Raw genomic sequence first — 26,015 nt, 5'->3', positions numbered from 1 at the left:
CGCCTTGTAATAATTTGTTGCGAGACTAATCTTTGTCTTCTGTAGCTCCAAACCCAAGCCTGAAAGAGAAAAACATGCCATTAAATGCCCGAGCCCCCATTGCCGCGATGTTCATCCTGCTGCTTGCCGGCGTGGCCCAGGCGCAAACCAAAGCGCCCGTGTGTGTACACGATGAAAGTGTCAAGGAGCGGTTCTTGCCCGTGGAGCTTCTCACCGGAAACCCCATGACGGACAGTCGCGAGCTGGTATTTGCACCGGTTGATCGTGTGTATCCCTTTGTCGACGAATTACCTGATGGTTCTGTGGGCAAGGGGGATGTGACGCTCAAGGGCCCGATGCAATGGGAAGGTCAGGGCGGGACCGTCTACGAAATTTACGAGCGAAAGGTGCCGCGTGCGCATGAGCGTTTTGCCATGACGCCAGACCGCACCGCCATCGGCCGGGTCTATGACCAGCGCTTTGGAAACGCGACCAACGAGGGGAAGTTCCCGATCGGCCTCTGGACCCAGGGCCAGGTACGCCGCTACAACACCAGCTATTTCGCCGCCAGAGGTACACGCAACGATGTGACGTCAGTTGAAATTGAAAAACTTTCCTGTGTGTATGAGGGGACACCGGGCGCGGTGCAGTACGGCTGGAAAACCGGATCCGGCACCAGCTATGGGTAAATCTATGCGCCGGGCAAGGGCCTGGTGCATGTCATGACGCGGGTGAGTGGTAACAGTGGTCGCTGAACCAGCCGGGCGAATAGGTTCTGTGCCGAGCCAATTCCCGAGCTCACACCTGTCAAAATCCCGTACATGGAACTAGTTACCTTTCTCATTGACTTCATTCTTCACGTCGACAAACACCTGGAAGCTTTCACGCGCACCTATGGCATGTGGGTGTACGCGCTGCTGTTTCTGATTGTCTTTGTGGAAACCGGTGTGGTGGTCATGCCCTTTCTGCCCGGTGACTCTTTGCTTTTCGTTGTGGGCGCACTGTGCGGCGTTGGCTTGCTGAGTCTGCCGCTGGCCATGGGTGTGCTGGTGGTGGCGGCTATTCTGGGCGACCAGTGCAACTACTCTATTGGCCGGCACTTCGGCCCCAAAGTGTTTCAGTGGGAACAGTCGCGCTTTTTCAACAAACGCGCGTTCAACCAGGCGCACGAGTTTTACGAGCGCTACGGCGGCATCACCATCATCCTCGCTCGCTTCATGCCGTTTTTGCGCACCTTTGCCCCGTTTGTTGCGGGCGTTGCCGAGATGGGCCGTACCAAGTTCACCGCGTACAACGTCATCGGTGGTCTGATCTGGGTGGTGGGCCTTACCGGTGCGGGCTATCTCTTCGGCAACCTTCCCTGGGTGCAGGCCAACCTGAGCAAAATCATCTGGGCGATGATCCTGATCCCCGGGCTGGTGGTTTTGTATGGCGCGTGGAAAGCGAGCCGCACGCAAGCCGGCACGGCTACCGTCAGTAAGCAATAACTAAAGTGGCCGGTTGCGCGCCAGCGGCGGATTTTTGGCGAAGTAGCGGCTGATGCCACGCATCAATGCATCGGCGAGTTGAATCTGGTATTCGTCGCTGCGCAGCTTGGTTTCTTCGTCGGGGTTGCTGATGAAGGCCGTCTCTACCAGCACGCTGGGAATGTCTGGCGCTTTCAGCACCGCAAAACCGGCTTGCTCCACCTTTGGTTTATGCAGCTTGCCGACGCTGCCAATCTCTCCGAGCATGGCGCCGCCGAGTTTGAGGCTGTCGTTGATCTGCGCGGTGGTGCTCATGTCGAGCAGGGCCTTTTGCACCTGCGCGTCTTTGGCCTTGACGTTGACGCCACCGACCAGATCGGCAGAGTTTTCCTTGTCTGCCATCCAGCGCGCCGAGCTGCTGCTGGCTCCCTTGTCACTCAAGGCAAACACGCTGGCGCCCTGCGGGCGTGGCGTGAAAAAAGCGTCGGCATGAATACTGATGAACAGATCGGCCTGGACACGTCTGGCTTTTTGTACGCGGATATGCAGCGGCACAAAAAAATCCGCGTCACGCGTGAGATAGGCGCGCATATTGGGGATGGCATTGATGCGGTCGCGCAGGCGCAGGGCGATCTGCAGCACCACGTCTTTCTCGCGCGTGCCGCCGGGGCCAATGGCGCCCGGGTCTTCACCGCCGTGACCGGGGTCCAGCGCCACGATGATGAGGCGGTCGGTCTTGTTGCGCTTGCCGGCCCCCGCGCCCACGGTCTCCTGGGGCGGCTTGACGGAAGGCGCGGCAGGTGCTTCGACGGCGGCTGGCGGCCGGGTTGACTGTTTGGTAATCAGCTCACCCAGCGGATCTGGCAGCGGGGCTGATGGTGTTGCAGGTGCGGGTGCCTTGCTGTCCTTGAGGCGCTCTGCAATCAGCGCTTCCAGCGGGTCTGGCGCCTGCGTGGGGTAGAGGTCAAACACCAGACGGTGCTGGTAGGCAGCCACGGGTGGCAAGGTAAACACCTGCGGCAACATGTGCTGCTTCAAGTCGATCACCAGGCGCACGACGCCGGGCGCATTTTGTCCCACGCGTATGCCTGAGATGTTGGGGTCGTCGGGTTTGACTTTGGCGATCAGCTCGCGCAGCGCAGGAATCAGGTCTATGCCTTCAATGTCTACCGCCAGACGCGGTGGCTCGACCACAAAAAACTGTTTGGCCTTGAGCTCGGTGTCGGATTCGATGGTGACGCGTGTGTAGTCTTTGGCGGGCCACACGCGCACCGCCAGAATGCTTGCGCCGCGGGCAATGTGCTGCACGCCCAGCAACAGGACCAGGCTTCCCATTTGTATGGCGCTGCGCCGGTTGATGTATGAGCTCATGGCAACAAGGCCTCGCCGATGTCGGTGCGGGCATTCAGGGTCACGGTGCGAGTTTCGTCTGCCTGCATCTCGATGTAGATGTCCAGGTCTGCGGCCGGCAGGTGGTCGCCAGCTTTTTCGGGCCACTCCACCAGCTTCAGGCCGGGGCTGGAAAAGATGTCGCGAAAGCCAGCCTCTTCCCATTCGTCGGGATCGTTGAAGCGGTAAAAATCGCAGTGCCAGATGTTGTGTATGGCGCCCGATGCGGCGCCGGTCACGGTGTAGGGTTCAACCACCGCGTAGGTCGGGCTTTTGATGCGGCCCTGCACGCCCAGGGCCTGAAGCACATGCCGAGCAAATGTTGTTTTGCCTGCACCCAGATCGCCATGTAATTGAATCAGCGCGTTGCAGCCGCTCAGCTTGCCCGCTAGCGCTGCGGCGAAGCCCTGGGTGTCTGCCTCGGTCGCCCAGACAATACTTTTTACAATGGGCGGGTGATCGTCAATAGCCATCAATTCGTTTCTCAAATTCAGACTTGGGCGCGCGAGCTTGGATTTTCGCAAATCGGCATTGCAGGGGTTGATTTGTCATCGGCCGAGCCCGGATTATCGGCCTGGCTGGCGGCTGGTTTTCATGGTGACATGAATTACATGGCCGCGCACGGTTTGAAGCGCGCGCGGCCGGCCGAGTTGGTGCCAGGCACGGTGAGTGTGATCACGGCGCGCATGGACTACCTGCCCGCTTCCACATCCGCCATTCCGGGCCAATGGCAGGCCACGGAACTGGCGCGCCTGCAGCGACCCGGCGAGGCGATTGTGTCGGTCTACGCCCGGGGTCGGGACTATCACAAGATCATGCGGGCACGGCTGCAAAAACTGGCCGAACGTATTGCGGTTGAGGTCCAGGCATTGGGGCATCGCGCCTTTACCGACTCTGCCCCCGTGCTGGAGGCCGAGCTTGCCGCGCGCAGCGGACAGGGCTGGCGCGGCAAACACACGCTGCTGCTTAACCGAGAGGCTGGGTCCACGTTTTTTCTGGGCGAAATCTATGTGGATATTGCCTTGCCGCCCAGCGAGCCGGTGACCGGACATTGCGGCAGTTGCAGCGCGTGTATAGACGCTTGTCCGACGCAAGCCATCGTTGCGCCGCACAAACTGGACGCCAGGCGCTGCATTTCTTACCTCACGATCGAGCACGCCGGGCCGATTCCGCTGGAGTTGCGCCCCTTGATCGGCAACCGCATTTACGGTTGCGACGACTGCCAGCTCGTGTGCCCGTGGAACAAGTTTGCGCAGCGCAGCGCCTTGCCTGACTTTGACGAACGCAAGGGATTGACGGGCCAGCAACTGGGCACCTTGTTTGCGTGGACCGAAGAAGAATTTTTGCGCTACACCGAAGGCAGCGCCATCCGCCGCATTGGCCACGAGCGCTGGCTGCGCAACATTGCCGTGGCCATGGGTAATGCGCTGCGCGCCGGTGTCGACGGTGCGGGCCTTCGGGTGGCGCTGGAGACTCGGCGGGAGCATGCCAGTGACGTGGTGCGGGAGCATGTGGCGTGGGCGCTTTCGCAAGGGGTTTGAAGTCAAATTGGCATTCTGCCCTTTAACAACGGGAAGATACAGCTATTAATTTGGTAGCATTTTGTGTCGGCTGCACAGGGTGGACACGGTCTTTATAATTGCGACGTGTCCATCGCTTCTCCTTCCACCCGCCCGCACTGGGCAGGTTTTGCAGCCTGGCTGAGCTTCATCGCCGTGGCTGCTGCGCTGCTGGCGCCGGTATCCCTGCTGGCCGAGGAAGTGCGCACCGGCAAGCTCCGCGGACTTTGCAGCGCGGGCAAAGCGCTGAACCAGGGCGGTGATGATTCGGCCTCTCCCGCTTCGCATTGCGAGTTGTGCGGGTCTGCAGGGCCAGGGCTGCTGCCTTCGCCTTCCGCCGCGGTATTTTCCGCAGCCGTCACCGCGATCGCCTTTGTTGTTCGCGACGCTGTGCGCTCTGCATCGTCCCCAGGCCTGCCTTTTAGCCGCGGCCCCCCAGTCGTTTGAACTGATTCATTCGCTGTTGTTGCTGATCTGACCGCAATCCATGCTGGATCACCGATTTGGTGGTTCATGCGGCATGGATCCCGGATCGAGTCCGGGATGACATCTTTAAGCGTCATTGCGGGCTTGACCCGCAATCCATGGTGCGCGAGCCTGACAGCGGTTCATGCGACATGTTCCCGGATCGAGCCCGGGATGACGCCTCTTTCAGTTTTCCTTCTTTCTGGAATTTTCATGTTTTTTCATATTGCTATTAAAACTGTAGCTGCGTTCGCTTTATTTGCGGGGGTGATGCCCGCTTTTTCCGCTGGGGTAGCTGCAACATCAATCGTTGTTCCGGCCAGTGCGGTTGTTGCCGTGAGTGGCATCGCAGCACAGCCCGTTCAGGTCAAAGACGCGTGGGTACGCGCCACCGTACCGGGCCAGAAAGGCACCGGCGCTTTCATGAATATCACGGCCAAAACGGCGACGCGATTGATCGGCGCATCTTCACCGCTGGCGGGGGTCACCGAGGTGCATGAAATGAAGATGGAGGGCGACGTGATGAAGATGCGCGCCTTGCCTGCACTCGATCTGCCAGCCGGAAAAACCGTGGAGCTTAAAGCCGGGGGTTACCACCTGATGCTGCTAGACCTGAAGCAAAACTTGCCCAAAGGAAGCACCGTGCCGTTGACGCTGATGTTCAAGGACAGCAAGGGTGTGCAAAGCCGTGTGGAGTTAAAACTGCCGGTCGCTACAACCGCGTCTGCCGCCGCGTCGGCCGCGTCGGCTCCGGTCAGAGCCGAGAGCCACGACCACAAGCACTGACTATTTGGTCTTGCCGCCGGCCAGGCGGCGGTAGACGGTGGCCCGGCTGATGCCCAGTGTTCGGGCGGCTTTCATGACATTGCCTTTGGCGTCACTGACCGCCTTTCGGATCAGCGCCGTCTCGACATCCTTGAGTGGCAAATCGGGTGCACGGGATTCCTTGCTGCTGCGCACGGGACCGTTGCCGCAGCGCAGCGGCAAGGCCTGCAGGCGCAGGCCTGACCACAAGGGCACATCGATGGCTTGTGCGTAAGACATCGGGTTGCTGTTTGCAGCGTCAAACAGCATTTCAAAAGGCATCGCAAACAGCTCGCTGCAATGTGCAGGTGATGAGCTGTTCGCAGCCAGAGAGGGAACCATTTGCCGCGCAACCGGGTTTGCGCCTGTCACCCAGCCGTCCGGGTCCAGGCAGATCAGGCCGTCGGACTCTTCACCCAGGCTGTGGCTGGACCAGTTCAGGCGGATCATCAGCTCATGCGGCCTGCTTTGCGTCAGCGCGTTTTCAATGCTGCGTGCTGACTGCACCACCAGGTGTTTGAGTTCGGGCCGCTCGACCACGTCCACGCCGGTCAGGTCCAGCATGCCGGCGCACTGGCCGTCGGGACCGAACAAAGGCGCACCTGCGCAGCTGTATGAGGCATTGGCATTGAAAAAATGCTCGCCGCGGTGCAGCCACACCGGCTGCAGCTCTGACAGCGCGGCGCCAATGGCCGTGGTGCCTACACTGGCCTCGGACAAATCAACACCAATGCGGGTGATCAGACTGGCGCGCCGGTCCTGCCGGTCAATCGCGCCATTGACGTCGACCACCACGCCTTGCGCATTGGTCAGGATGGCGAAATAACGTGTACTGGCAATCGCGGCGCCCAGCTTTTCCAGCACCGGACGGGCGGCCTGCACCAGCACCTCGTTGGCTTCCTTGGCGCGCAATGCGGCCTCTGCAGAAATGAGGTCAAAAGTGATGTGTTGATCTGGCCGCTGGCCACTGTCCAGGCAGCGCCGCCAAGAGCGCTCAATCCAGTCTTCAGCCAGCGTACCGGAGGGGCTTTTGCCATCCTGCAGCACCGCCTGCCTGGCCTGCGCGATCTGCTGCAGCCGTTGATCGGAAGAGGGTGGAAGGACGGGCAGCATGGGAGTGAGTGGGTCGGTTGACGCAGCCTACCAGAGCTGACGGCGATGCGCTGCCCGGTGGGAACTGATTGTTTCATTTTGAGAATTTCAAAACCGTTTGGCAAGCTTTCAAGGGTTTACCCTAGGCGGCCGCAGGGGGCGCAATTCAACAATGAGTGCCGTAGTGTCCCGTCCCGCAAATAAAGGCGATATGAAATTGCCCGTTCAGCCGCCATGCGGCGTTGCTCGTCGTTGCCATAGCTACGGCTATGTCGCCTCCTCGCGCCTTGCCTGACAGCTGACTGGACAATTTCATTTCATCACCTTAATAGCGGTACGGGACACCAGCCCCAAGCCACAGGAGTCAAGCCCCATGCAAGTTCAGTTCAACGTCAACGGCAAATCATGCAGCGTGGAGACTCCACCGCACACCCTTCTGGTGCAGGTGCTGCGAGAGGAGCTCAAACTCACCGGCACCCATGTTGGCTGCGACACCGCCCAGTGCGGCGCCTGCACCGTCCTCATGAACGGTCGCGCCGTCAAATCCTGCAATATGCTGGCGGCCCAGGCTGCTGGCTGCGAGATCACCACCATTGAGGGCCTGGCCGCTGCCGACGGCACCATGCACCCGATGCAGGCTGCATTCAAGGAGTGCCACGGGCTGCAATGCGGCTTTTGCACAACCGGCATGGTGATGAGTGCGGTTGACCTGTGCAAACACCACCCTAAAGCCACGGACGGCGAAGTGCGTGAGCTGCTGGAGGGCAATATCTGCCGCTGCACCGGCTACCAAAACATTGTCAAGGCTGTGCAGCATGGTGCTGCAGCCATGGCACAGGCCTGAAGGAGCAGACCATGGGTGCATCCGACTTCGTCAACCTGCCCAACATTGGTACGTCTGTCCGCCGCAAGGAGGATTACCGCTTTCTGACCGGTGGTGGCCAATACACCGACGACATCACGCTGGCTCACCAGAGTTATGCGGTGTTTGTTCGCTCACCGCATGCGCACGCCAACATCAACAGCATCAATACAGCCTCCGCCAAGGCCGCGCCGGGTGTGCTGGGGGTGTTTGTGGGTGAAGACGTCGCTGCTGACAAGATCAATGGCCTGCCGTGCGGCTGGGGCATCACCAGCACCGATGGCACGCCGATGAAGGAGCCGCCGCACCCCATCCTGGCCCAGGGCAAGGTGCGCTACGTGGGTGACCACGTCGCCATGGTGGTGGCCGAGACGCTGGAGCAGGCCAAAAATGCTGCCGAGTTGGTGACGGTAGATTACGAAGTGCTGAGCGCCGTGGTCCGCGTGACAGATGCGGGCAAGGCCACTGCGCTGCATGAGGCCGCGCCCGACAACCATTGCTACAAATGGGCGATCGGCGACAAAGGCCAGGTCGATGCGGTGTTTGCCAACGCTGCACATGTGACCAGGCTTGACCTGACCAACAACCGGCTGATTCCCAACGCGATGGAACCACGCGCTGTGATTGGCTCCTACAGCCGCGCCACCGACGAATACGTGCTGTACGTCTCCAATCAAAACCCTCACGTTGAGCGCCTGCTGCTCACCGCCTTTGTCATGGGCCTGCCCGAGCACAAGGTACGTGTGATTGCGCCCGACGTGGGTGGCGGCTTTGGCTCCAAGATCTATTTGTACGCAGAAGACGTGTGCCTGACCTGGGCGTCGAAAAAGCTCAACCGCAACATCAAGTGGACAGCCGACCGGAGCGAGGCTTTCGTCAGCGATGCGCACGGGCGCGACCATTCCAGCTACGCCGAAATGGCGATGGACAAAGACGGGAAGTTTTTGGCGATGCGGGTGCATACCGATGCCAACATGGGCGCCTACCTGTCAACCTTTGCGCCAGCGGTGCCGACCATCCTCTACGCCACTTTGCTGGCCGGCCAGTACACCTGTCCGCAGATTTATGTCGAGGTCGATGCCTGGTTCACCAACACCGCCCCGGTGGATGCTTATCGGGGCGCCGGCCGGCCCGAAGCCACGTATCTACTGGAGCGTTTGGTCACACGCGCAGCGTGGGAACTGGGTTTGAGCCAGGACGAAATTCGCCGCCGCAACTTCGTGAAGGACTTTCCATACCAGACGCCTGTGGCCCTGCAATACGACGTGGGCGACTTCCATGCCCTGCTCAAGCGCGGCAACGAGCTGGCCGATGTGGCTGGTTTTGAAAAGCGCAAAACCGCGTCCGCCGCCAAAGGCCTGTTGCGCGGCATCGGTTATTCCTGCTACATCGAGGCCTGCGGCCTGGCGCCCAGCAACATTGCCGGTGCGTTGGGCGCACGCGCTGGTTTGTTTGAGTGCGGCGAGGTGCGCGTGCACCCGACCGGCAGCGTGACGGTGTTCACCGGTTCACACAGCCACGGCCAGGGGCATGAGACCACCTTTGCGCAGGTCGTTGCGGCGCGGCTGGGCATTTCGGTGGATGCGGTGGACATCGTGCACGGCGATACCGGGCGCGTGCCTTTCGGCATGGGCACCTACGGGTCACGCTCCATGTCGGTAGGCGGTACGGCCATCATGAAAGCCCTCGACAAGATAGAGACCAAGGCCAAGAAGATTGCAGCCCACCTGATGGAAGCCAGCGATGCTGACGTCGCGTTTGCCAACGGCGATTTCACTATCAAGGGCACCGACAAGAAGGTGACCTTCGGCCAGGTAGCGCTGACGGCTTACGTGCCGCACAACTACCCGCTCGACAAGCTGGAGCCTGGCCTCAACGAGACCGCGTTTTACGACCCGACCAATTTCACCTTCCCGGCCGGCACTTACATCTGCGAGGTCGAGGTCGACCCCGCGACCGGTGTGGTGCGTGTTGACAGCTTCACGGCGGTTGATGATTTCGGCAACATCATCAACCCCATGATTGTTGAAGGCCAAGTGCACGGCGGGCTCGTGCAGGGCATCGGCCAGGCGCTGCTTGAAAACTGTGTGTACGACCCCGATTCCGGCCAGTTGCTCACAGGTTCTTTCATGGACTACGCGATGCCGCGCGCCGATGACATGCCCAGCTTCAAGCTCGACACCCTGTGTACGCCCTGCAGCCACAACCCACTGGGCGCCAAGGGCTGCGGTGAGGCCGGTGCGATTGGCTCGCCGCCGGCGGTCATCAATGCCGTGCTTGATGCGCTACGGCCGCTGGGTGTGCTTGATTTCGACATGCCCGCATCGCCCAGCCGTGTCTGGGAAGCAATTCAATCGGCCAAGCGCTAAAGGAGTGATCACCATGTATCCATTCACTCTTGAGCGTCCTTCCACCCTGGCTGATGCGGCCAAACAGGCTCTTGCCGGCGCCACGCCGCTGGCTGGCGGCCAGACCCTGCTCGCTGCCATGAAGCTGCGCCTGTCCAACCCCGGTCAGTTAGCCGACCTGAGCGGCATCAAAGAACTCACAGGCATTCGGCGCGAAGGCAATGCCTTTGTGATCGGTGCCATGACGCGCCATCTGGACGTAGCCAACCACGCCGAGATCAAGGCCGCGCTGCCTGCACTGGCGGACCTCGCCAACAACATTGGGGACAGGCAGGTACGCGCGATGGGTACCTTGGGTGGCTCGGTTGCCAACAATGACCCCTCCGCCTGCTACCCGGCGGCGGTGCTGGCGCTGGGCGCAACCATCCACACCACCAAACGCAAAATTGCGGCAGAATATTTTTTCCTAGGCATGTTCTCCACCGCGCTGGATGCGGGCGAACTGATTACCGCGATCAGTTTTCCCATTCCCAAACGCGCCGCATACATGAAGTTCAAACAACCTGCTTCCCGCTTTGCGCTGGTGGGCGTGTTTGTGGCTCAGTTCGACACGGGGGCCAGGGTCGCGGTCACTGGCGCGGCCAGCGGCGTGTTTCGCCATAAGGGGCTGGAAGACGCCATCAGCAAAAACTTCACACCCCAAGCGGCGGCGAGCGTCAAAATCGACGCGACCGACCTGAACAGCGACATCCACGGTTCGGCTGCTTACCGCGCCAACCTGATCAGCGTGTTGACGCAACGCGGTGTGGCCAAGGCGATGGCTTGACTTTGGCCTTCTCAGTTCGGGCTGAGCCTGCCCTGGCCCTGGTCTGAATGGGTTTGAAGCGATTTAGGCCTTCAGCCCTTTATAGACGGGCGCAAGCAGCTCCTGAATTGATAGCGAATTTAGCGCAGGCTAAACTGATCCGATGACACTTTTTTCCACGATAGACGCTCTGACGCAGGCCTTGCAGCAGGCGGGCTACTTTGCCGACCGGCGGCTGGCTACCGCCGTGTTTCTCGCGCTGAAGTTGCAACGTCCGTTGCTGCTCGAAGGAGAGCCCGGCGTCGGCAAAACCGAGCTCGCCAAAGCGCTTTCGCTGGCGCTGCAACGTCAACTGATCCGCCTGCAGTGTTACGACGGTCTGGAGCAGCGTGAGGCGCTGTATGAATGGAATTACGCCGCCCAGCTCTTGCACATGCGTGCCGTTGAGGGCCGAAGTGAAGCTGCAGATGTTGAACGCGAGGTCTACCAGGATAAATACCTGATCCGCCGGCCCTTGCTGCAGGCGCTTCAGGCGCCTGTACCCGGTGCTGTATTGCTCATTGATGAGGTAGACAGGGCAGACGAACCCTTCGAAGCCTTTTTGCTCGAGTACCTGGGCGAATACCAGGTCAGCATTCCCGAAATTGGCACGGTGCGGGCCGAGGTGACGCCGGTCACCATTCTCACCAGCAACCGCACGCGTGAACTCAATGACGCCGTCAAACGCCGCTGTCTGTACCACTGGCTGGATTATCCCGACCGGGAACGCGAGCTCGCCATCGTACGGGCGCAGGTGCCGCAGGCCGGTGAGCAGTTGTCTGCACAGGTAGCCAGCTTTGTAGACCGCCTGCGCCGCTCGCCATTCGGCAACGCCTTTCAGCGCGCGCCCGGTATTGCAGAAAGCGTGGAGTGGGCCAAAGCACTGGTCGCGCTGGACACGCTGGTGGTGGACCCGGAAGTGGTGATGGACACCGCGGGCATCTTGTTCAAGCAGCGTGAAGATGTGGCGGCGCTGACGCATGCCCTGGCGGTGGATTTGCTCAAGCCGCAGGAAGAAGCTGTCTGAGATGTTGCTTGGTGACGCACGCAGCGGAAAACTCGCCGACAACATCGCCGGCTTCGGCCGCGCCCTGCGTCGCGCAGGGGTCAAGGTGGACAGCCAGCGTATCGCTCTCGCCAAAGAAGCCGCGCTCCTGGTGGGCATCAGCGAAAAAAATGATTTGAGTCCAGCCTTTGAAGCCGTCATGGTCAGCCGCGAGCAGGACCGCCTGGTGTTTCGCGAGTTGTTTGACGTGTATTTTCAGGATCCCAAAGTTGCCAACAAACTGCTTGCACAGCTGCTGCCCAGCGCAGAAGGTAAAGCGGAGCCCAGCAGGCGTCGACCGCGCGTGCGTGAAGCGCTGGCGCCGCAAAAAACATTCGGACAGCAGGCCAAGCCATCCAGCGAAGACCAGAAAGTTGAGTTTGACGCCGCCATGACGGCCAGTGACATTGAGCGCTTGCGGCACGCCGACTTCGCCTCCCTCTCAGGCACCGAATACCGGTTGGTTGAAAGCCTGGCCAGCGACATCAAGCTGCCGCTGCCGCACTTTGCATCGCGTCGCAGCCGGCCCGCGGCCTCGGGCGCACGTATGCACTGGCCAGGCGTGATGCACGAAGCCGCGCGTACCGGCGGTGAGCTGATGCGCCTGCCGCGCCTGCAACGGCGCCAGCAGGCGTTGCCTTTGTTGGTGCTGGTGGATGTGTCGGGCTCCATGGAGCGTTATGCGCGCCTGCTGCTGGCTTTTTTGCACGCGGCCACACGCCGCCACCCCCACCGCGATGTGTTTGCCTTTGGCATGCACCTGACCGATTTGACGCAGGCTTTTCGGCGGGCCGATACCGACGAGATGCTGGCCCATGCCAGCGCAGCCATTGAAGATTTTGCAGGCGGCACGCAGTTGGGTGCGTCGCTGGCCAGTCTGCGCGAGCATCACGCGCGCCGACTGGTTGGCAGACGGACGATCGTGCTGGTCATCAGCGATGGGCTGGACACCGGTGAGCCGGACGAGTTGGCGGAGGAGCTGGCTTGGCTGCGCCGGCGCAGTCGCCGTCTGCTGTGGCTTAACCCCTTGCTGCGTTTTGATGGTTATGCGCCCCTGGCGCGCGGCGCCGCAGTGCTGCATGCCCAAGCACACGGCATGCTGGCGGTTCACAATTTAAGCAAGCTTGAGGAACTGGCCGCCAGTCTGGCTGCTCTGATGAAAAAGTAGCATGCCACGCGACCGGTCCAGGCACGTGATGCCGGCATGGCTCCCGGATCGAGTCCGGGATGACAAAGCCAAAGATGATCAGCTGGTCAAGAACGGATCGAGTTCGAGGATTCGGGGAAATTTGAAAAGGGAAAAATAAAAATGGACATGCAAGCAAGCCGCCAGCTGGCGGTGACACAACAACAGGCCTGGGATGCACTTAACGATCCCGCGGTACTTAAAACCTGCATACCAGGTTGCGACAAGGTGGAGGCTACGGGCGAGAACCAGTACGCCATCGGCATGGCTTTAAAAATCGGGCCAGTTTCCGCCAAGTTCACCGGCAAGATCACGCTCAGCGACATTCAGCCACCCGAAAGCTACAAGCTTTCATTTGAAGGGCAGGGCGGTCCTGCCGGGTTTGGCAAAGGCAGCGCTGCGGTCAGCCTGGCCCCTAATGCCGAAGGTTGCGAGTTGTCGTACACCGTACATGCCTCCGTGGGCGGCAAGATCGCGCAGCTGGGCCAGCGCCTGATCGACGGCGCGGCCAAGTCCTTGGCCGAAGACTTTTTCAAACGCTTTGACGATGAAATGCAGCGCCAGCACCCAGAGAGCTACACGGCCAAAATGGTAATGGGTGAAGTGGAGACAGGCGCGCCAGTGGTCGCGTCATCATCCCGGCCTGCCATACCGCTGTGGGTGTGGGCGGTGGGCGCGGCAGTACTAGGCCTGGCCGTCTGGCTGGCCACGTAGGCGGCACGGGCCGCCGGGGGAAAGGACAAGCAAATGGAAAACCTCGATGTGATGGTGCTGCGCACCTTGCGCGACTGGCGCGCGTCGGGCAAACGCGCCTTGCTTGCCACCGTGGTGCGCACCTGGGGCTCGTCACCGCGACCGGTGGGCTCCATCATGGCGCTGTGCGAAGACGGCGCGGTGGTTGGCTCAGTCTCTGGCGGCTGCATTGAAGATGACCTGATCTACCAGCACACACAAGCCTATGCGACGGCGCCCTCGGCAGATGAAAGCAAGAAGGCCATCCCGTCGGGCCCGCCAACCTTTGTCAAATACGGCGTCACCGCTGACGAAGCACACCGCTTCGGCTTGCCCTGCGGCGGAACGCTGGAGTTGCTACTGGAGTACGACCCAGACGCTGCCGCCCTGGCACAACTGGTGACTGCGCTGGAAGCCGGGCACCTGATGCAGCGCAGCGTGCAACTGAAAGACGGCGATGTGGTGCTGTCTCAGGCGCTGGCCCCGGCCGAGCTCAGCGTTTCAGCAACCCAACTGGTCAACACTTTCGGCCCCGAGTACCGCATGCTGCTCATAGGCGCGGGTCAGCTCACAGAGTACCTGGCCACCATGGCTCTGTTCAGCGGCTTTGCGGTGACAGTGTGCGACCCACGCGAGGAGTACCGCAGCGCCTGGCAGGTGGCGGGCGCCAAAGTCATCAGCGACATGCCCGACGATGTGGTTATCGCCTTCAAGCCTGACAGGCGCAGCTGCGTGATTGCACTGACCCACGACCCCAAGCTCGACGACCTGGCCTTGATGGAGGCGCTGGCAACCGACGCGTTTTACGTAGGGGCCATCGGATCCCGCCGCAACAACGAGACCCGCCATCTGCGCATGGCGGAACACTTCAGTTTGAGCGAAGCCTCGCTTGCGCGTCTGCGCGGCCCCATTGGCATCTACATCGGCAGCAAAACGCCGCCCGAGATTGCAGTCAGTGTCATGGCCGAAGTGCTGGCCGTGAAAAACGGTGTGGTGTTGCCGCGCGATATGGAAGTGGCGCAAGCTAAAAACGAACGTGCGGTGCCAGAAAACGAAGCAGCGAATTTGGTGTGCGCACCTAGGCGGTAGGGGGCGGATTGGCTTGACAAGCAGCCTGGCAGTACCTAAACTTCTGGCCTAGGTGCTAAGGGGCGCCTACCCGCTCAAGAGGCTCTCACCCTTCACGTCATCTTTTCGACTAGACAGTTTTTTCTGCTTCGTTGGCCATTCGCGGGATTGGCCTCCAACGAAACCAGGAGTTCCTGTCATGGCATCTACGCCACCCTTTCCCCCTCGCTTATTGTCCGGTATCGGTCAAGCAATTGCTATGGCATTGCCAGACTGTGCATCGGTGATGCATTCGGTTCGCCGACATCTGGCCTTCGCCATCCCACGCGTAAAGCCCATTGCGGCTGACGGCTCGTCACGCAGCCTCTCTGGAGTCTGGATATGACCGCGCTACTGACTGAGCTAAAGACGCGCGCGCGTATCCTGCGAAATGCCAAGCGCAAAGATGCTGGGGCCGGAACCCGCGCCGATGCGCCTGACAGTGGCGAGGACCTGCGCCTGCGCGACTGCCTGAGCCGGGTTGCTCGCGACGCAGGATTCACCCACTGGGACCATGCGCGTCGCGTTTTAGGCGGCTTGGCCAGCACCGCCGATGACATGGGCACTTTCTGGCACGCACCTGCGTGCAACTCGCTGCTCAACGGGTGGTTTACCGACCTTGCTCACGCCCGCGCCGCGCAGGCAACCGAGCGCGGTGCATTTCTGTTGCCCTACAAGCGCCAGTTCATGGTGGTAGGAAGCGACTTCATCTTCGAATTGGCACTGGATCCTGTCGACCCGGCCTGGGCGGCCGCCCGGTACGACCTTGCTGGCAGTTATGGCAGCGCTGCCTGGTTCGCACTGGCCCAACAGCGCCTGAAAGCGCCGCCCCGAACTTTTGCGCCTATATCCGACAGAAAGCTGTGACACCGCAGCCATCAAACCTCACCCATTAAATCTGGATCACATCATGAATACAAACAACCGCGAGCTGAGAAGGCAATACAAGCTCACACCGCCACCCATGGGGATTTACCTCATCCGCAACACCGTTAACCAACGTGTTTTCGTTGGCGCCAGTACCAACGTACAAGGTGCCATCAACCGTGAGCGGTTCGATCTGCAGCAAAAGTCGCATCGCAATTCACGCCTGCTTCAGGATTGGCTGGCCTACGGCTCAGAGACTTTCACCTTCGAAGTACTCAGCACCGTTCTGCCGCGGACGGAGCCGGACTTTGACTACAAAGCCGAGTTGGCGTCACTTCTGGAGCTGTGGCGCGAAGAACTGCAGTGTTACGGCGAAAGCGGATACAACACCAACCGCGTGAGGGCAGGCTCATGAAAACCGACTCAATTGATTTGTTTCTCAAGCTGAACGAAGCGCGCGCTACTGTGCAGTTGAAACTAGACGAAGAACTTGGCACCTTGCATGGCCTCAGCCTGAGCGACTTTATTGTTCTGCTTAGCCTGTCTGGCGCGAAGGATGGCCGCCAGGTGGTGGGTGACCTGGTACGACCGCTGGGCGTGCAGCGCTCCGCCGTCGTGCGGCAATTGATCCCGTTGGAAAAAACCGGGCATATCAAGCGCGATAGCGGACCCGCCAGCGACGGAAAGCGCTATGTGGCCATTCGACCCGTCGGCAGGCGCGTGTTGAGTGAAGCGCTCACCACGGCGGACATGCATTTGCTGAGGCTTTTTGAGGAGTTGAAAATGTCCAAAATGGACTTTCATGCTAAGCGTCTGGCGGGTTAACTGCTGGTAACGCTGTCTTGCTGGACGATTTTGCGGCCGGACTAGAGTCGAAGCGGGTCTGGTTAGATAGACTCCCGTCACGACACTCCCTCTTATTAACTGCGAGCCTTCAGGACTGGACCATGCACCTGCTGCGGAATCTATTGATCTTCTCTGGTTTGCTTGTTGCTGGCTTTGCCTCAGCGACGGAATTCAGTCCGGTGCCCCTTGTTGCGCGGATGACGGATGTCGCCAAGGCGCCTGTCCCGTTTGACCTGGTGACGCTCAAGCGCAACTGGAAGCAGCGCATCGCCGCCATGCGTGCCACGGGTGTCATGCCTATCCTGGACATCGAATCCAATCTGGACGAAAACCTGGATATGCAGGCTTTTGCGCGCAGCATGGACGCGGAGGGTGTGGCGCTGATCGCCTTTTCAGGGCATGCGAGGGGCAGGGGCTGGAGTGATGCCGCCAAATATGCGGTGGCTGCTGATCCGTGGCGCTACATCCCGGCAGGTGATGGCGGTTTGCCGCCAGACTGGAAGCGGGACCCGGTGGCTTTCGCGAAAATTTCCATGGAGCGGGTCGTCAAGGACGGCTATCCCATGTTGGGCGAGTACGAGTTTCGTCATTACCCATCACCCGATCAAATTCAGCGCGGCCAAACGAATCGCGACGAGGATTTGCCGATCGACAGTCCTGCTGCGCATTTGCTTTTTCAGTTTTCTTCAGACACAGGTATTTCTTTTCAGATTCATCAGGAGATTGAAGACAAGTACTTGCCGCCACTTGAAAAGATGCTCACGCAGTACCCCAAAGCCAAGGTGATCTGGAGCCACCTCGCGCAGATGCGGTATCAGGCGCGCAACACCGTTTATGGGCCTGACTATGTGCGCAAGTTGATTGAAAAGCATCCGAACCTTTACTTTGATCTGTTCGTCGGCCCCCCGCAGCATATTTATCCATCGAGCAATGAGTACCCCGGCAGATATTGGGACCGCAGCACGGGCAAGCTCCTGCCCGAGTGGGCAAAGCTCATCTCCGCCCACCCCTGGCGTTTCCTGGCCGCGCTCGATCTCAATGGAATGATCATGCCGACCTTCGCGGGCAGGGTGCGCGCGCAACGGGGGGTCTTGGCCAGCCTACCGGAGTCGGTGCAGGAGATCGTGGCGTACAAGGCGGCCTGGAAGCTGTTATTCAACGAAGAGTTATGAGGCAATGCTCGCCTGAGAATGACGAGAGAAAAGTGCCTATTGCCCTTGTTTAATGGGCGCGAACAGCTATAAAAAACATAGCGGTCTTCATTCCCACCACTGTCAACAACAGCGACCCGAACAGGTGCAGCGAAGCCGTACCCAGAGCCAGGGCGTAGCGCTCCTGTTGCAGCATGGCAATCACTTCTGCGGAAAAGGTCGAGAAGGTGGTTAACGCGCCCAGGAAGCCGGTGACCAGCAGCAGGCGCCACACCGGGTCGATTTGCGGTATGGCCTGGAAGGTTGCCACGCAAACACCGACCAGGTAGCCGCCTATCAGGTTAGCGGCGAGAGTGCCCCAAGGGATCAGGCCTGCGGGATTGAGCCACAGGCCCAGACCCCAGCGGGCCAGGGCGCCGACGCAGGCGCCTGCGCAGATAGCCAGAACGGACCACATCAACGTGCTCTCTATTTTTCTTTGCCCATCACCAAGTCGGGCAAGATGGTGACGATTTGCGGGAACAACGTGATCAGCACAATGCAGATCACCATACAGATGAAAAACGGAATGGCCGCACGTGCAATGACGTTGCTGTCTTTGCCGGTCATGTTTTGCAGCACAAAGAGGTTAAAGCCGACAGGCGGCGTGACCTCGGCAATCTCAACCAGCAGCACGATGAAGATGCCGAACCAGATCAGATTGAACCCGGCTTTCTGCACCATGGGCATGACCACCGCCGCCGTCAGCACAATCATGCTGATGCCGTCCAAGGCCGTTCCAAGAATCAGATAAATCACCACCAGCGAACCGATCAACGCGTAAGGAGAAAGCTGCATCGCGTTGACCCACTCAGCCAGCTCGCGCGGTATACCGGTGAAAGCCATGGTCTTGGTCAGAAATGCCGCGCCGGCCAGAATGAACATGATCATGCAGCTGGTGCGGGTGGCACCCATCAGGCCTTCGGTGAAGTTGGCCCAAGTCAGGCTGCGGCCCCAGGCGGCAATGCTGAGCGCACCCAACACGCCGTAAGCGGCGCATTCCGTCGCCGTTGCCCAGCCGGCCACTAGCACCCAGACGATAAAAACGATGAGCAGGCCGCAAGGAATCAGGTTGCCGGAGAGGCGGATTTTTTCCCTGAAGCTGGTCGGTGGATCGGCTGCCGGTACCTGATCAGGATGACGCAAGCTCCACCATGCGATGTAGCCTGAGAACAGAAGCATGAGCAGAAAGCCGGGCAAAAATCCTGCTAGAAAAATACGGATGATGGAAGCATCTGCCGCCACGGCATACACGACCATGGTGATTGAGGGGGGAATCAAAATTCCCAAGGTGCCTGCAGATGCAAGCGAACCGATTGCCAGGTTCTCGTTGTAGCCACGGCGCTTGAGTTCGGGCAGCGCTACTTTGGCAATGGTGGCGCAGGTGGCGGCAGACGAACCCGACACAGAGCCGAAAACACCGCAACCGATAACGGTTGTGTGCATCAGGCGGCCGGGAATCCTGTTAAGCCAGGGGCGCAGGCCTTCAAACATCTCTTCACTGAGCTTGGTGCGAAACAAAATTTCGCCCATCCAGATAAACAACGGCAGGGCGGCCAGCTCCCAGCTCGCGTTACTTTCCCAAAAGGCAGAAAAAAGATTCTTGCCGGGTAGGGTATTGGTAAAGAAGGCCTGACCGACCCAGCCGACGATGGCCAAAGTCATGGCAATCCATACGCCGCCCGCTAACAGTACCAGCATGATGACCAGGAGCAGCGCCCCCATGAGCAAGGTATCCATGGATTTTCTGATCTCTAAATGTCGGAAGAGAAGTCGCCCTTGGCGTGGCGCTCTTCGACCGCGCGCTGATGGCTCGGCTTGCCGCCTTGCACCACAGTCACCAGTTCATCAATCATGGCGGCCAGCAGCAGCCAGCAGCCAATAACAAAGGTTGATTGCGGAATCCAGATCGGGATCACCACCAGGCCTGTGGCCATTTCCTGAAACTCCCAGCTCTCGTAGGTGAAGGCGGTGGCGGAGTAGGTGAGGTAGCTCACGCAGATGGCTGCAATAACCAGGCAGGTGACGTCCATGATGCGACGCAGTTTTGGAGGTACTTTGTCCAGCACCAGCGTCACGCGTACAAAGTCACCGTGACGAAAAGCGTGGGCCATCGCAAAAAACGCCGCAGCAGCGCACAGCCACGAGACGATGTCGTTGACGCCACTGACAATCATGCCCGTCTGGCGACCTACCCCCGCAACAATCATCAGCACAAAGATGAGAAAGACGCAGAAGGCGCCAAGCGCACCCGCTGCGTCGAGTACACGCTCCAGAGCGCGGCGCACGTTTACTTCTTCGCTTTGTAGGCGTCGACGATGGCCACGCCCTCAGGGCCAGCAGCCTTGAGCCAGTCAGCCTGCATGATGGCGCCAACCTGGCGCATGTCGGCGTTGAGCTTGGCAGACGGCGCGTGGATTTTCATGCCGCGCTCGGTCAGCAGGCGCTTGTATTCCACGTTTTTTTCCTGAGCTACTTTCCAGCCGCGGGTTTCGGCGTCTGCTGCCATTTTCAGCAGGGCGGCCTGGGTGGGTGCGTCCAGAGCGGTAAAGGCTTTCAAATTAACCAGCACGGCGTTTTTGGGAATCCAGGCCTGGGTGTCATAGAAGTTCTTGATGTGCTCATATGTCTTGGTGTCGAACCCGGTCGAGCCCGAACTCATGTAGCTTTCAACCACGCCAGTGGCCATTGCGGCGCTCAGTTCGGCTTGCTGGATCTGAACCGGCTGCGCGCCAATCAGTTCTGCAATTTTGGCGGTGGCGGGGCTGTAAGCGCGCCACTTGATGCCGCGCAAGTCACCTACCGAATTAATCTCTCGTTTGCTGTAGATGCCTTGCGGTGCCCATGGCACCGAGAACAAGAGCTTGATACCTTGGGCAGCCAGCAGTTTTTCCATGGCTGGTTTGGAGGCGTCGTACAGGTTGCGTGCCTGCGGGTAGCTGGTAGCCAGAAACGGGACGCCGTCCAATGCATAAATCGGATTCTCGTTGGCAAAGTTGGCCAGCAAAATCTCGCCAGCCTGGGCCTGCCCGCTTTGGACCGCGCGCTTGATCTCCGGCGCTTTGAAAAGCGATGCGTTGGCATGTACCGTGATTTTGAGCTTGCCGCCAGTGGCTGCGTCAACGTCCTTGGCAAACTGGGTGATATTTTCGGTGTGGAAGTTAGTGGCGGGGTAGGCCACGGGCAAATCCCATTTTGTCTGGGCCCATGTGGCTGTACTGGCGCTGAGCAGTGCGGTAACGATGGCGAGCTTGAATTTCATGGCGACTCCAGAACTGTTGATTACTAAGTACGGATAGGATAGACGCAATTCCCGCGCCAGTTTCCCCGGACATACCCCCAAAAGTCCGACTTCTCCTCTCAAGCTGCTTTGTCAACCGCCTTATGAACCTTCGCTTTGTTGAAGCCTTTTACTGGGTGGCCTCACTCAAAAGCATTTCGCGGGCGGCTGAAAAGTTGTATCTGACCCAGTCGGCCATGTCGGCCCGCGTGGCCGCGCTGGAAGAGGAGTTGGGCGTCTTGCTGCTGGACAGGCGCGACAAGCAGTTCCGCCTGACCGTAGCTGGCACGCGATTTGTGACGTATGCGCAGAAACTTCTGGAATTGCAGCGCGAGGTCAAGGCCGAGATGGGCTCGGGTCTGGCGCTGTCCACGTCACTGCGCATAGGCGCCATTGAATCCGTGCTGCACTCGTGGCTGATCCCATGGATTGAAAAACTTCGTGTGGAGCAACCCGGGCTGGAGCTGGAGCTCACGGTGGAAACCACGCCTGTGCTGATGGACCAGATTCAACGCGGTGCGCTGGACATTGTCTTTGCCGCTTTGCCATCGGGCGGGGAGGGCGTACGTACCAAAGCCCTGCCGTCCATGCCCATGTGTTTTGCAGGGCAGGCCACCGTGCACCGCAAACGTGCCTACACGCTCACCGAGTTGGCCAAGGGCGAGTTGCTGACCTTTCAGCGCGGCTCTCAACCCCACGTGGCGTTGCTGGATGCGCTGCGCCAAGCCAAGGTAGAGAACAAGCGTATCCACACCATCTCCAGCATCTCGGCCATGGCGCAATTGGTGCAGGGCGGCTTCGGGGTGGCCACGCTGCCACTCGCCGCTGCAGAACGATTGGTGGATGTGCAGGGCCTGCGCGTGCTCAAGTGCAATGTCCAGCTGCCGCCGCTGCCGATTCACGCCAGTTATCGGAGTGATCCGGCGACGGGGATTGTTGATGGTGTGCTTAAGTCGGCCCTTGCTTTTATGTAAATCCTGTGAATTGAACCTAGGGTTTACCTGTAATTTGTCTCTGACGCGCCATCGAAAAAATTGATGACTTAAGCAATATATTTTGAGTTTGCGTCTCGGCGTGACGCTGTTCACAATCGGTTTCATCTTCAGAACGTGATGGACCCGCTGTGAATATCCTGGACCTTTCTGCCGCCGACGCAACCCCCCTTAGTGCCCAGCAAGCACGCGCCCGCATTCGCCGCGGCGAGTGGACTGCCCACACCAGTGGTCTGGCCGACGGCTATGTGCAGGGCAATGTCGTCATCCTGCCCGAGGCACTGGCAAACGACTTTTTGCGTTTTTGCCAGCGCAACCCCAAGCCTTGTCCTTTACTGGCGGTAAGTGAGCCAGGGCAGGCCAAACTGCCAGCGCTTGGCGAAGACATCGACATCTGCACCGATGTGCCGCGCTACCGCGTGTGGCGAGATGGTGAGCTGACAGATGAGCCAACAGACATCAGCACCCTGTGGCGCAAGGACCTGGTGACCTTTGTCATTGGCTGCTCCTTCTCATTTGAAGAAGCCCTGATGCAGGCCGGCCTGCGCATTCGTCACATTGACCAGGGCAGAAATGTGCCCATGTACCGCACCAGCGTGGCCACCGAATCGGCTGGTCCTTTCCGCGGACCTATGGTTGTTTCCATGCGGCCGTTCAAAGCTGCCGATGTCATACGCGCGGTGCAAATCACCTCCCGGTTTCCCAACGTGCATGGCGCACCTGTCCACATGGGCGACCCTTTGCTGATTGGTATTGCCGACCTTGCCAAGCCCGACTACGGCGACGCTGTTGATTTGCAGGCTGACGAAATTCCCGTCTTCTGGGCTTGCGGCGTCACACCGCAGGCGGCACTTGCGCAAGCCCGTCCCGAGTTCTGCGTCACCCATGCCCCCGGGGCCATGTTGATTACCGATTTGCTCAATCACCAACTGGCCATTTTTTGAGGCCGTCTTTTTACGAATGGAGATCACGATGAAAAAATTACTCGTTTCCCTGGCGGCTCTCGCCACCCTTGGCACCACCTGGGCGCAAACCAAATGGGACCTGCCTTCCGGCTACGGCGCCAACACCTTCCAGGTGCAAAACCTGATGCAGTTTGCCGAGGGCGTTGACAAAGCCACCGGCGGAAAAATGAAGATCAACGTACATCCGAATGCATCGCTGTTCAAGGCCAATGAGATCAAGCGCGCCGTGCAGTCGGCGCAGGTCCCCATGGGTGAGTTCATTCTTTCGGGCGCATCCAATGAAGCACCCGTGTTTGGTGTGGACTCCATTCCTTTCCTGGCCACCAGCTACGCCGACTCGCGCCGCCTGGACGCCGCTTCACGCTCCCTGCTGGTCAAGACGCTCGCCGGGCAGGGCATGAAGTTGCTCTACACCGTGCCATGGCCTCCGCAGTCCCTGTATTCAGCCAAGCCTGTGGGCTCGCTCAAGGACCTCAAGGGAACCAAAATGCGCGCCTACAACCCGGCGACGTCATACATTGCGACCGCTGTTGGCGCGCAGCCTGTAACCATCCAGCTGGCTGAACTGCCGGCTGCGCTGGCAACCGGCGGCGTTGACAACTTCTTGACATCAAGCGCCAGCGGCGTGGACAGCAAGCTGTATGAAAGCGTGAAGAATTTTTATGCTGTCGCAGCCTGGCTGCCCCGCAATGCAGTGGTCGTCAACTTCAAACTGTTCAACGCACTGGACAAGCAAAGCCAGGACGCTGTGTTGCAGCAAGCTGCTGCCGCAGAGCAGCGCGGCTGGAAACTGAGCGAGCAAAAAGACGCCGAGTACATGAAAGAGCTGGCAGCCAAGGGCATGAAGATTGACGCCAGCGCGGCAGGGCTGAAGAAAGAGCTGTCGGTGATTGGCGAGCGCATGACTGCTGACTGGGTGAAGCTGGCCGGTGATGAAGGCAAAGCCGTCATCGAATCGTTTCGCAAGCAATAAGTCCTGATCCGGATATCAGCCTTAAAAAAGCAAGAAAGCAGCCAACCCATGTCTTCCTCTCTGGCCATCGCCCAACCTACTGAAGCTGCAGGCTCTGCCTTGCGGCGCTGGCTGGATCGAACCTACGACGGGGCTGGCGCGCTGGGCGCTGCCTGCATTGCGCTGATTTGCGTGCTGATGGTGTTTCAGAGTCTTAGCCGGCAATTCGGTTTTCCCACGGGCGCCATCAACGATGTGGTGGCGTGGCTGTGCGCAGCTGCGGCTTTTTTGACCATGGCCCACGCCTTCAAAAATGGTGACTTTGTACGCGTCACCCTGGTGCTGGAAAAAGTGTCCGCGCCGAGGCGGCGGGTGATGGAGCTGGTGAGCCTGGGCATTGCCGTGGCGGCAACGGGCTATCTTGCCTGGTGGGCTTGCCGGTTTACCTATGAAAGCTGGCAGTTCAATGAACTGGCACAGGGTTTGTGGGCCATCCCGATCTGGATTCCGCAAATGAGTTTTGCGCTGGGTTCGCTGCTCTTTTTGGTGGCGGTAGTGGATGAGTTTGTGATTGTGGCGCGTGGCGGTGTGCCTACCTTTGTGCGGCTGGTACAAGAGCGCCACGCCAAGGGTGATTTTTCTTCAGACCTGTAAGAGGCCACACCATGGATATTTTGACCATAGGCGCGATTTTGCTGATCCTCATGCTGCTGATGCTTTCAGGCGGCGTGTGGATCGCCATGACACTTGCTATCTGCGGCTGGGTGGGACAGGCCTTTTTTACCAGCAGCCAGCCCGGACTTAATTTGTTTTCGGCTTTCTGGGAGAGCAATGCAAGCTGGGAGTTGGCTGCGCTGCCGCTTTTCATCTGGATGGGCGAAATATTGTTTCGCACCAAACTCAGTGAAGAGATGTTTACGGGTCTCGCCCCCTGGCTCAACCGGGTACCGGGGCGACTGTTTCACACGACCATTTTGGGCTGCGGTATTTTTGGCTCGGTGTCTGGTTCATCGGCCGCCACCTGCGCCACGATTGCCAAGGTGTCATTGCCAGAATTGAAAAAGCGCGGCTACGACGAAACCCTGGCCATTGGCTCCCTGGCCACTGCGGGCACCCTGGGCATCCTGATTCCGCCCTCCATCACCATGGTGGTGTATGCGGTGGCGGCGGACGCATCGATCATCCGGATTTTTCTGGCGGGCTTTTTACCTGCACTGGTGCTGATGACGCTTTTCTCCGGCTACATCGCCATTTGGTCTCTGCGTAACAAGCACAAAATGCCGCCTTCAGAGCCCGTCACGACGCTCGCGGAAAAGTTGCGCCTGTCAAAGAACCTCATTCCCTGTGCGCTCCTGATCGTTTTTATCTGCTGGTCGCTGGTGGCGGGTTGGGCCACAGCCACGGAGTGTGCGGCCTATGGCGTGGTGGGGGCTGTGGCCCTGGCGGCCTGGAGCCGCTCCCTGACCTGGGAGAACTTCAGGGAAAGCCTCTTCGGTGCCACCCGCACCAGCTGCATGATCATGTTTATTCTGGCGGGTGCAGCATTCCTGACCAAGACCATGGCTTTTACCGGCATACCCCGCGAGCTGGCCGAATGGGTTAGCAGCATGAACCTGTCTCCCTATGCACTGATTGCTTGCCTGATCGTTGTCTACCTCGTGCTGGGCACCGCGCTGGACGGCATCAGCATGATTGTGCTGACCGCTGCGGTGGTGATGCCCATGATCCAGAAAGCCGGATTTGATCTGGTGTGGTTCGGCATATTCATCATCCTGCTCATCAGCATTGCAGAGGTGACCCCACCCGTCGGCTTCAATTTGTTTGTGCTGCAAAACATGACAGGCAAGGACAGCAACCTGATCGCGAAGGCTGCTATCCCATTTTTCTTTTGTTTGGTCGTGTGCATTGTGTTGATCACGGCTTTTCCGGAGATCGTCACGGTTTTCCCTGATGCGGTGATGGGGAAACAGAAGTGACGGCGATATCCAGGCGCGCGGCAATGGTGTGGCAACTGCCCAGGCGCATTCTGTGAGCCACCTCTAAGG

General features: G+C 59.5%; 28 protein-coding genes. 21 read left to right on the top strand and 7 right to left on the bottom strand.

Annotation, left to right across the window (positions count from 1 at the left end; all coding sequences use genetic code 11):
* Positions 1-74: 74 nt before the first annotated feature.
* On the top strand, positions 75-668 hold the full coding sequence (locus tag VE934_RS11125; RefSeq protein WP_324887397.1) for a hypothetical protein: 594 nt from the start codon (positions 75-77) through the stop codon (positions 666-668).
* A gap of 132 nt (positions 669-800) precedes the next feature.
* Positions 801-1,466: a DedA family protein gene (locus VE934_RS11120; RefSeq protein WP_324887395.1), complete on the top strand. Its 666-nt coding sequence runs from the start codon at positions 801-803 to the stop codon at positions 1,464-1,466.
* On the opposite strand, the gene VE934_RS11115 is transcribed toward VE934_RS11120, so the two are convergent.
* Together VE934_RS11115 and tsaE are read right to left on the bottom strand one after the other, a co-directional pair.
* Positions 1,467-2,816: an N-acetylmuramoyl-L-alanine amidase gene (locus VE934_RS11115; protein WP_324887393.1), complete on the bottom strand. Its 1,350-nt coding sequence runs from the start codon at positions 2,814-2,816 to the stop codon at positions 1,467-1,469.
* Positions 2,813-3,307 carry a tRNA (adenosine(37)-N6)-threonylcarbamoyltransferase complex ATPase subunit type 1 TsaE gene (gene tsaE, locus VE934_RS11110; RefSeq protein WP_324887391.1) on the bottom strand — a complete coding sequence of 165 codons (495 nt, stop codon included), beginning with the start codon at positions 3,305-3,307 and terminating at the stop codon, positions 2,813-2,815. The genes VE934_RS11115 and tsaE overlap by 4 nt, the downstream gene beginning before the upstream one ends.
* On the opposite strand from tsaE, the gene queG reads away from it, so the two are divergent.
* The 3 genes from queG to VE934_RS11095 all read left to right on the top strand — a co-directional run bounded on the left by queG (position 3,293) and on the right by VE934_RS11095 (position 5,644).
* Complete coding sequence (queG, locus tag VE934_RS11105; protein WP_324887664.1) at positions 3,293-4,375, top strand: tRNA epoxyqueuosine(34) reductase QueG; 1,083 nt, start codon at positions 3,293-3,295, stop codon at positions 4,373-4,375. The two genes, tsaE and queG, sit on opposite strands and share 15 nt — an antisense overlap.
* Positions 4,376-4,480: 105 nt before the next feature.
* Complete coding sequence (locus VE934_RS11100; RefSeq protein ID WP_324887389.1) at positions 4,481-4,840, top strand: DUF2946 family protein; 360 nt, start codon at positions 4,481-4,483, stop codon at positions 4,838-4,840.
* A gap of 288 nt (positions 4,841-5,128) precedes the next feature.
* The gene (locus VE934_RS11095; RefSeq protein WP_414693841.1) at positions 5,129-5,644 is read left to right on the top strand and encodes a copper chaperone PCu(A)C; all 516 of its coding nucleotides are present in this window, start codon (positions 5,129-5,131) and stop codon (positions 5,642-5,644) included.
* Here VE934_RS11095 and VE934_RS11090 read toward each other — a convergent pair whose 3' ends face one another.
* Positions 5,645-6,775, bottom strand: coding sequence for a sigma-54-dependent Fis family transcriptional regulator (locus tag VE934_RS11090; RefSeq protein ID WP_324887385.1), 1,131 nt, complete (start codon positions 6,773-6,775; stop codon positions 5,645-5,647).
* A gap of 352 nt (positions 6,776-7,127) precedes the next feature.
* On the opposite strand from VE934_RS11090, the gene VE934_RS11085 reads away from it, so the two are divergent.
* The 11 genes from VE934_RS11085 (at position 7,128) to VE934_RS11035 (ending at position 17,763) form a co-directional block, all read left to right on the top strand.
* Entirely contained in the window at positions 7,128-7,598 is a 471-nt protein-coding gene (locus tag VE934_RS11085) for a (2Fe-2S)-binding protein (RefSeq protein ID WP_324887383.1), read from the top strand.
* 11 nt (positions 7,599-7,609) lie between these two features.
* A complete protein-coding gene (locus tag VE934_RS11080; RefSeq protein ID WP_324887381.1) occupies positions 7,610-9,985 on the top strand; it encodes a xanthine dehydrogenase family protein molybdopterin-binding subunit in 2,376 nt (791 codons plus the stop codon).
* A 13-nt stretch (positions 9,986-9,998) separates the two neighbouring features.
* Entirely contained in the window at positions 9,999-10,790 is a 792-nt protein-coding gene (locus VE934_RS11075; RefSeq protein ID WP_324887379.1) for a xanthine dehydrogenase family protein subunit M, read from the top strand.
* A gap of 142 nt (positions 10,791-10,932) precedes the next feature.
* Positions 10,933-11,835, top strand: a complete 903-nt coding sequence (locus VE934_RS11070; RefSeq protein ID WP_324887377.1) for a MoxR family ATPase — start codon at positions 10,933-10,935, stop codon at positions 11,833-11,835.
* Between the two features lies 1 nt (position 11,836).
* Complete coding sequence (locus VE934_RS11065) at positions 11,837-13,021, top strand: vWA domain-containing protein (protein ID WP_324887375.1); 1,185 nt, start codon at positions 11,837-11,839, stop codon at positions 13,019-13,021.
* Positions 13,022-13,162: 141 nt separating this feature from the next.
* Positions 13,163-13,753, top strand: a complete 591-nt coding sequence (locus VE934_RS11060) for a carbon monoxide dehydrogenase subunit G (protein WP_324887373.1) — start codon at positions 13,163-13,165, stop codon at positions 13,751-13,753.
* 33 nt (positions 13,754-13,786) lie between these two features.
* Positions 13,787-14,860: an XdhC family protein gene (locus VE934_RS11055; RefSeq protein WP_324887371.1), complete on the top strand. Its 1,074-nt coding sequence runs from the start codon at positions 13,787-13,789 to the stop codon at positions 14,858-14,860.
* A 360-nt stretch (positions 14,861-15,220) separates the two neighbouring features.
* Positions 15,221-15,745: a hypothetical protein gene (locus tag VE934_RS11050; protein WP_324887369.1), complete on the top strand. Its 525-nt coding sequence runs from the start codon at positions 15,221-15,223 to the stop codon at positions 15,743-15,745.
* Positions 15,746-15,788: 43 nt separating this feature from the next.
* Positions 15,789-16,160: a GIY-YIG nuclease family protein gene (locus VE934_RS11045; RefSeq protein ID WP_324887367.1), complete on the top strand. Its 372-nt coding sequence runs from the start codon at positions 15,789-15,791 to the stop codon at positions 16,158-16,160.
* On the top strand, positions 16,157-16,570 hold the full coding sequence (locus VE934_RS11040) for an AsnC family transcriptional regulator (RefSeq protein WP_324887365.1): 414 nt from the start codon (positions 16,157-16,159) through the stop codon (positions 16,568-16,570). The genes VE934_RS11045 and VE934_RS11040 overlap by 4 nt, the downstream gene beginning before the upstream one ends.
* Positions 16,571-16,587: 17 nt before the next feature.
* The gene (locus VE934_RS11035) at positions 16,588-17,763 is read left to right on the top strand and encodes an amidohydrolase (protein WP_324887363.1); all 1,176 of its coding nucleotides are present in this window, start codon (positions 16,588-16,590) and stop codon (positions 17,761-17,763) included.
* Positions 17,764-17,812: 49 nt separating this feature from the next.
* Here VE934_RS11035 and crcB read toward each other — a convergent pair whose 3' ends face one another.
* The 4 genes from crcB to VE934_RS11015 are packed head-to-tail and all read right to left on the bottom strand — an operon-like array spanning position 17,813 to position 21,043.
* Positions 17,813-18,199 carry a fluoride efflux transporter CrcB gene (gene crcB / locus VE934_RS11030; protein ID WP_324887361.1) on the bottom strand — a complete coding sequence of 129 codons (387 nt, stop codon included), beginning with the start codon at positions 18,197-18,199 and terminating at the stop codon, positions 17,813-17,815.
* Between the two features lie 11 nt (positions 18,200-18,210).
* Positions 18,211-19,521 carry a TRAP transporter large permease subunit gene (locus tag VE934_RS11025; RefSeq protein WP_324887359.1) on the bottom strand — a complete coding sequence of 437 codons (1,311 nt, stop codon included), beginning with the start codon at positions 19,519-19,521 and terminating at the stop codon, positions 18,211-18,213.
* Positions 19,522-19,535: 14 nt separating this feature from the next.
* Complete coding sequence (locus VE934_RS11020; protein ID WP_324887357.1) at positions 19,536-20,069, bottom strand: TRAP transporter small permease; 534 nt, start codon at positions 20,067-20,069, stop codon at positions 19,536-19,538.
* A gap of 2 nt (positions 20,070-20,071) precedes the next feature.
* Entirely contained in the window at positions 20,072-21,043 is a 972-nt protein-coding gene (locus tag VE934_RS11015; protein ID WP_324887355.1) for a TRAP transporter substrate-binding protein, read from the bottom strand.
* A 122-nt stretch (positions 21,044-21,165) separates the two neighbouring features.
* On the opposite strand from VE934_RS11015, the gene VE934_RS11010 reads away from it, so the two are divergent.
* The 5 genes from VE934_RS11010 to VE934_RS10990 all read left to right on the top strand — a co-directional run bounded on the left by VE934_RS11010 (position 21,166) and on the right by VE934_RS10990 (position 25,946).
* On the top strand, positions 21,166-22,035 hold the full coding sequence (locus VE934_RS11010; protein WP_324887353.1) for a LysR family transcriptional regulator: 870 nt from the start codon (positions 21,166-21,168) through the stop codon (positions 22,033-22,035).
* 149 nt (positions 22,036-22,184) lie between these two features.
* The gene (locus VE934_RS11005; protein WP_414693837.1) at positions 22,185-22,997 is read left to right on the top strand and encodes a putative hydro-lyase; all 813 of its coding nucleotides are present in this window, start codon (positions 22,185-22,187) and stop codon (positions 22,995-22,997) included.
* A 28-nt stretch (positions 22,998-23,025) separates the two neighbouring features.
* Positions 23,026-23,991 (top strand): TRAP transporter substrate-binding protein, encoded by a 966-nt coding sequence (locus VE934_RS11000; protein ID WP_324887351.1) that lies wholly within the window; start codon positions 23,026-23,028, stop codon positions 23,989-23,991.
* A 48-nt stretch (positions 23,992-24,039) separates the two neighbouring features.
* Positions 24,040-24,624 (top strand): TRAP transporter small permease, encoded by a 585-nt coding sequence (locus tag VE934_RS10995; protein ID WP_324887349.1) that lies wholly within the window; start codon positions 24,040-24,042, stop codon positions 24,622-24,624.
* A gap of 11 nt (positions 24,625-24,635) precedes the next feature.
* Positions 24,636-25,946, top strand: coding sequence for a TRAP transporter large permease subunit (locus VE934_RS10990; RefSeq protein ID WP_324887347.1), 1,311 nt, complete (start codon positions 24,636-24,638; stop codon positions 25,944-25,946).
* Positions 25,947-26,015: the final 69 nt, after the last annotated feature.

Origin of the sequence: Polaromonas sp., from assembly GCF_035638815.1 — a bacterium.
GTDB lineage: Bacteria > Pseudomonadota > Gammaproteobacteria > Burkholderiales > Burkholderiaceae_C > Polaromonas.
Note: the sequence above shows the minus strand (reverse complement) of the source record. Positions and strands in the feature narration are given on the sequence as shown.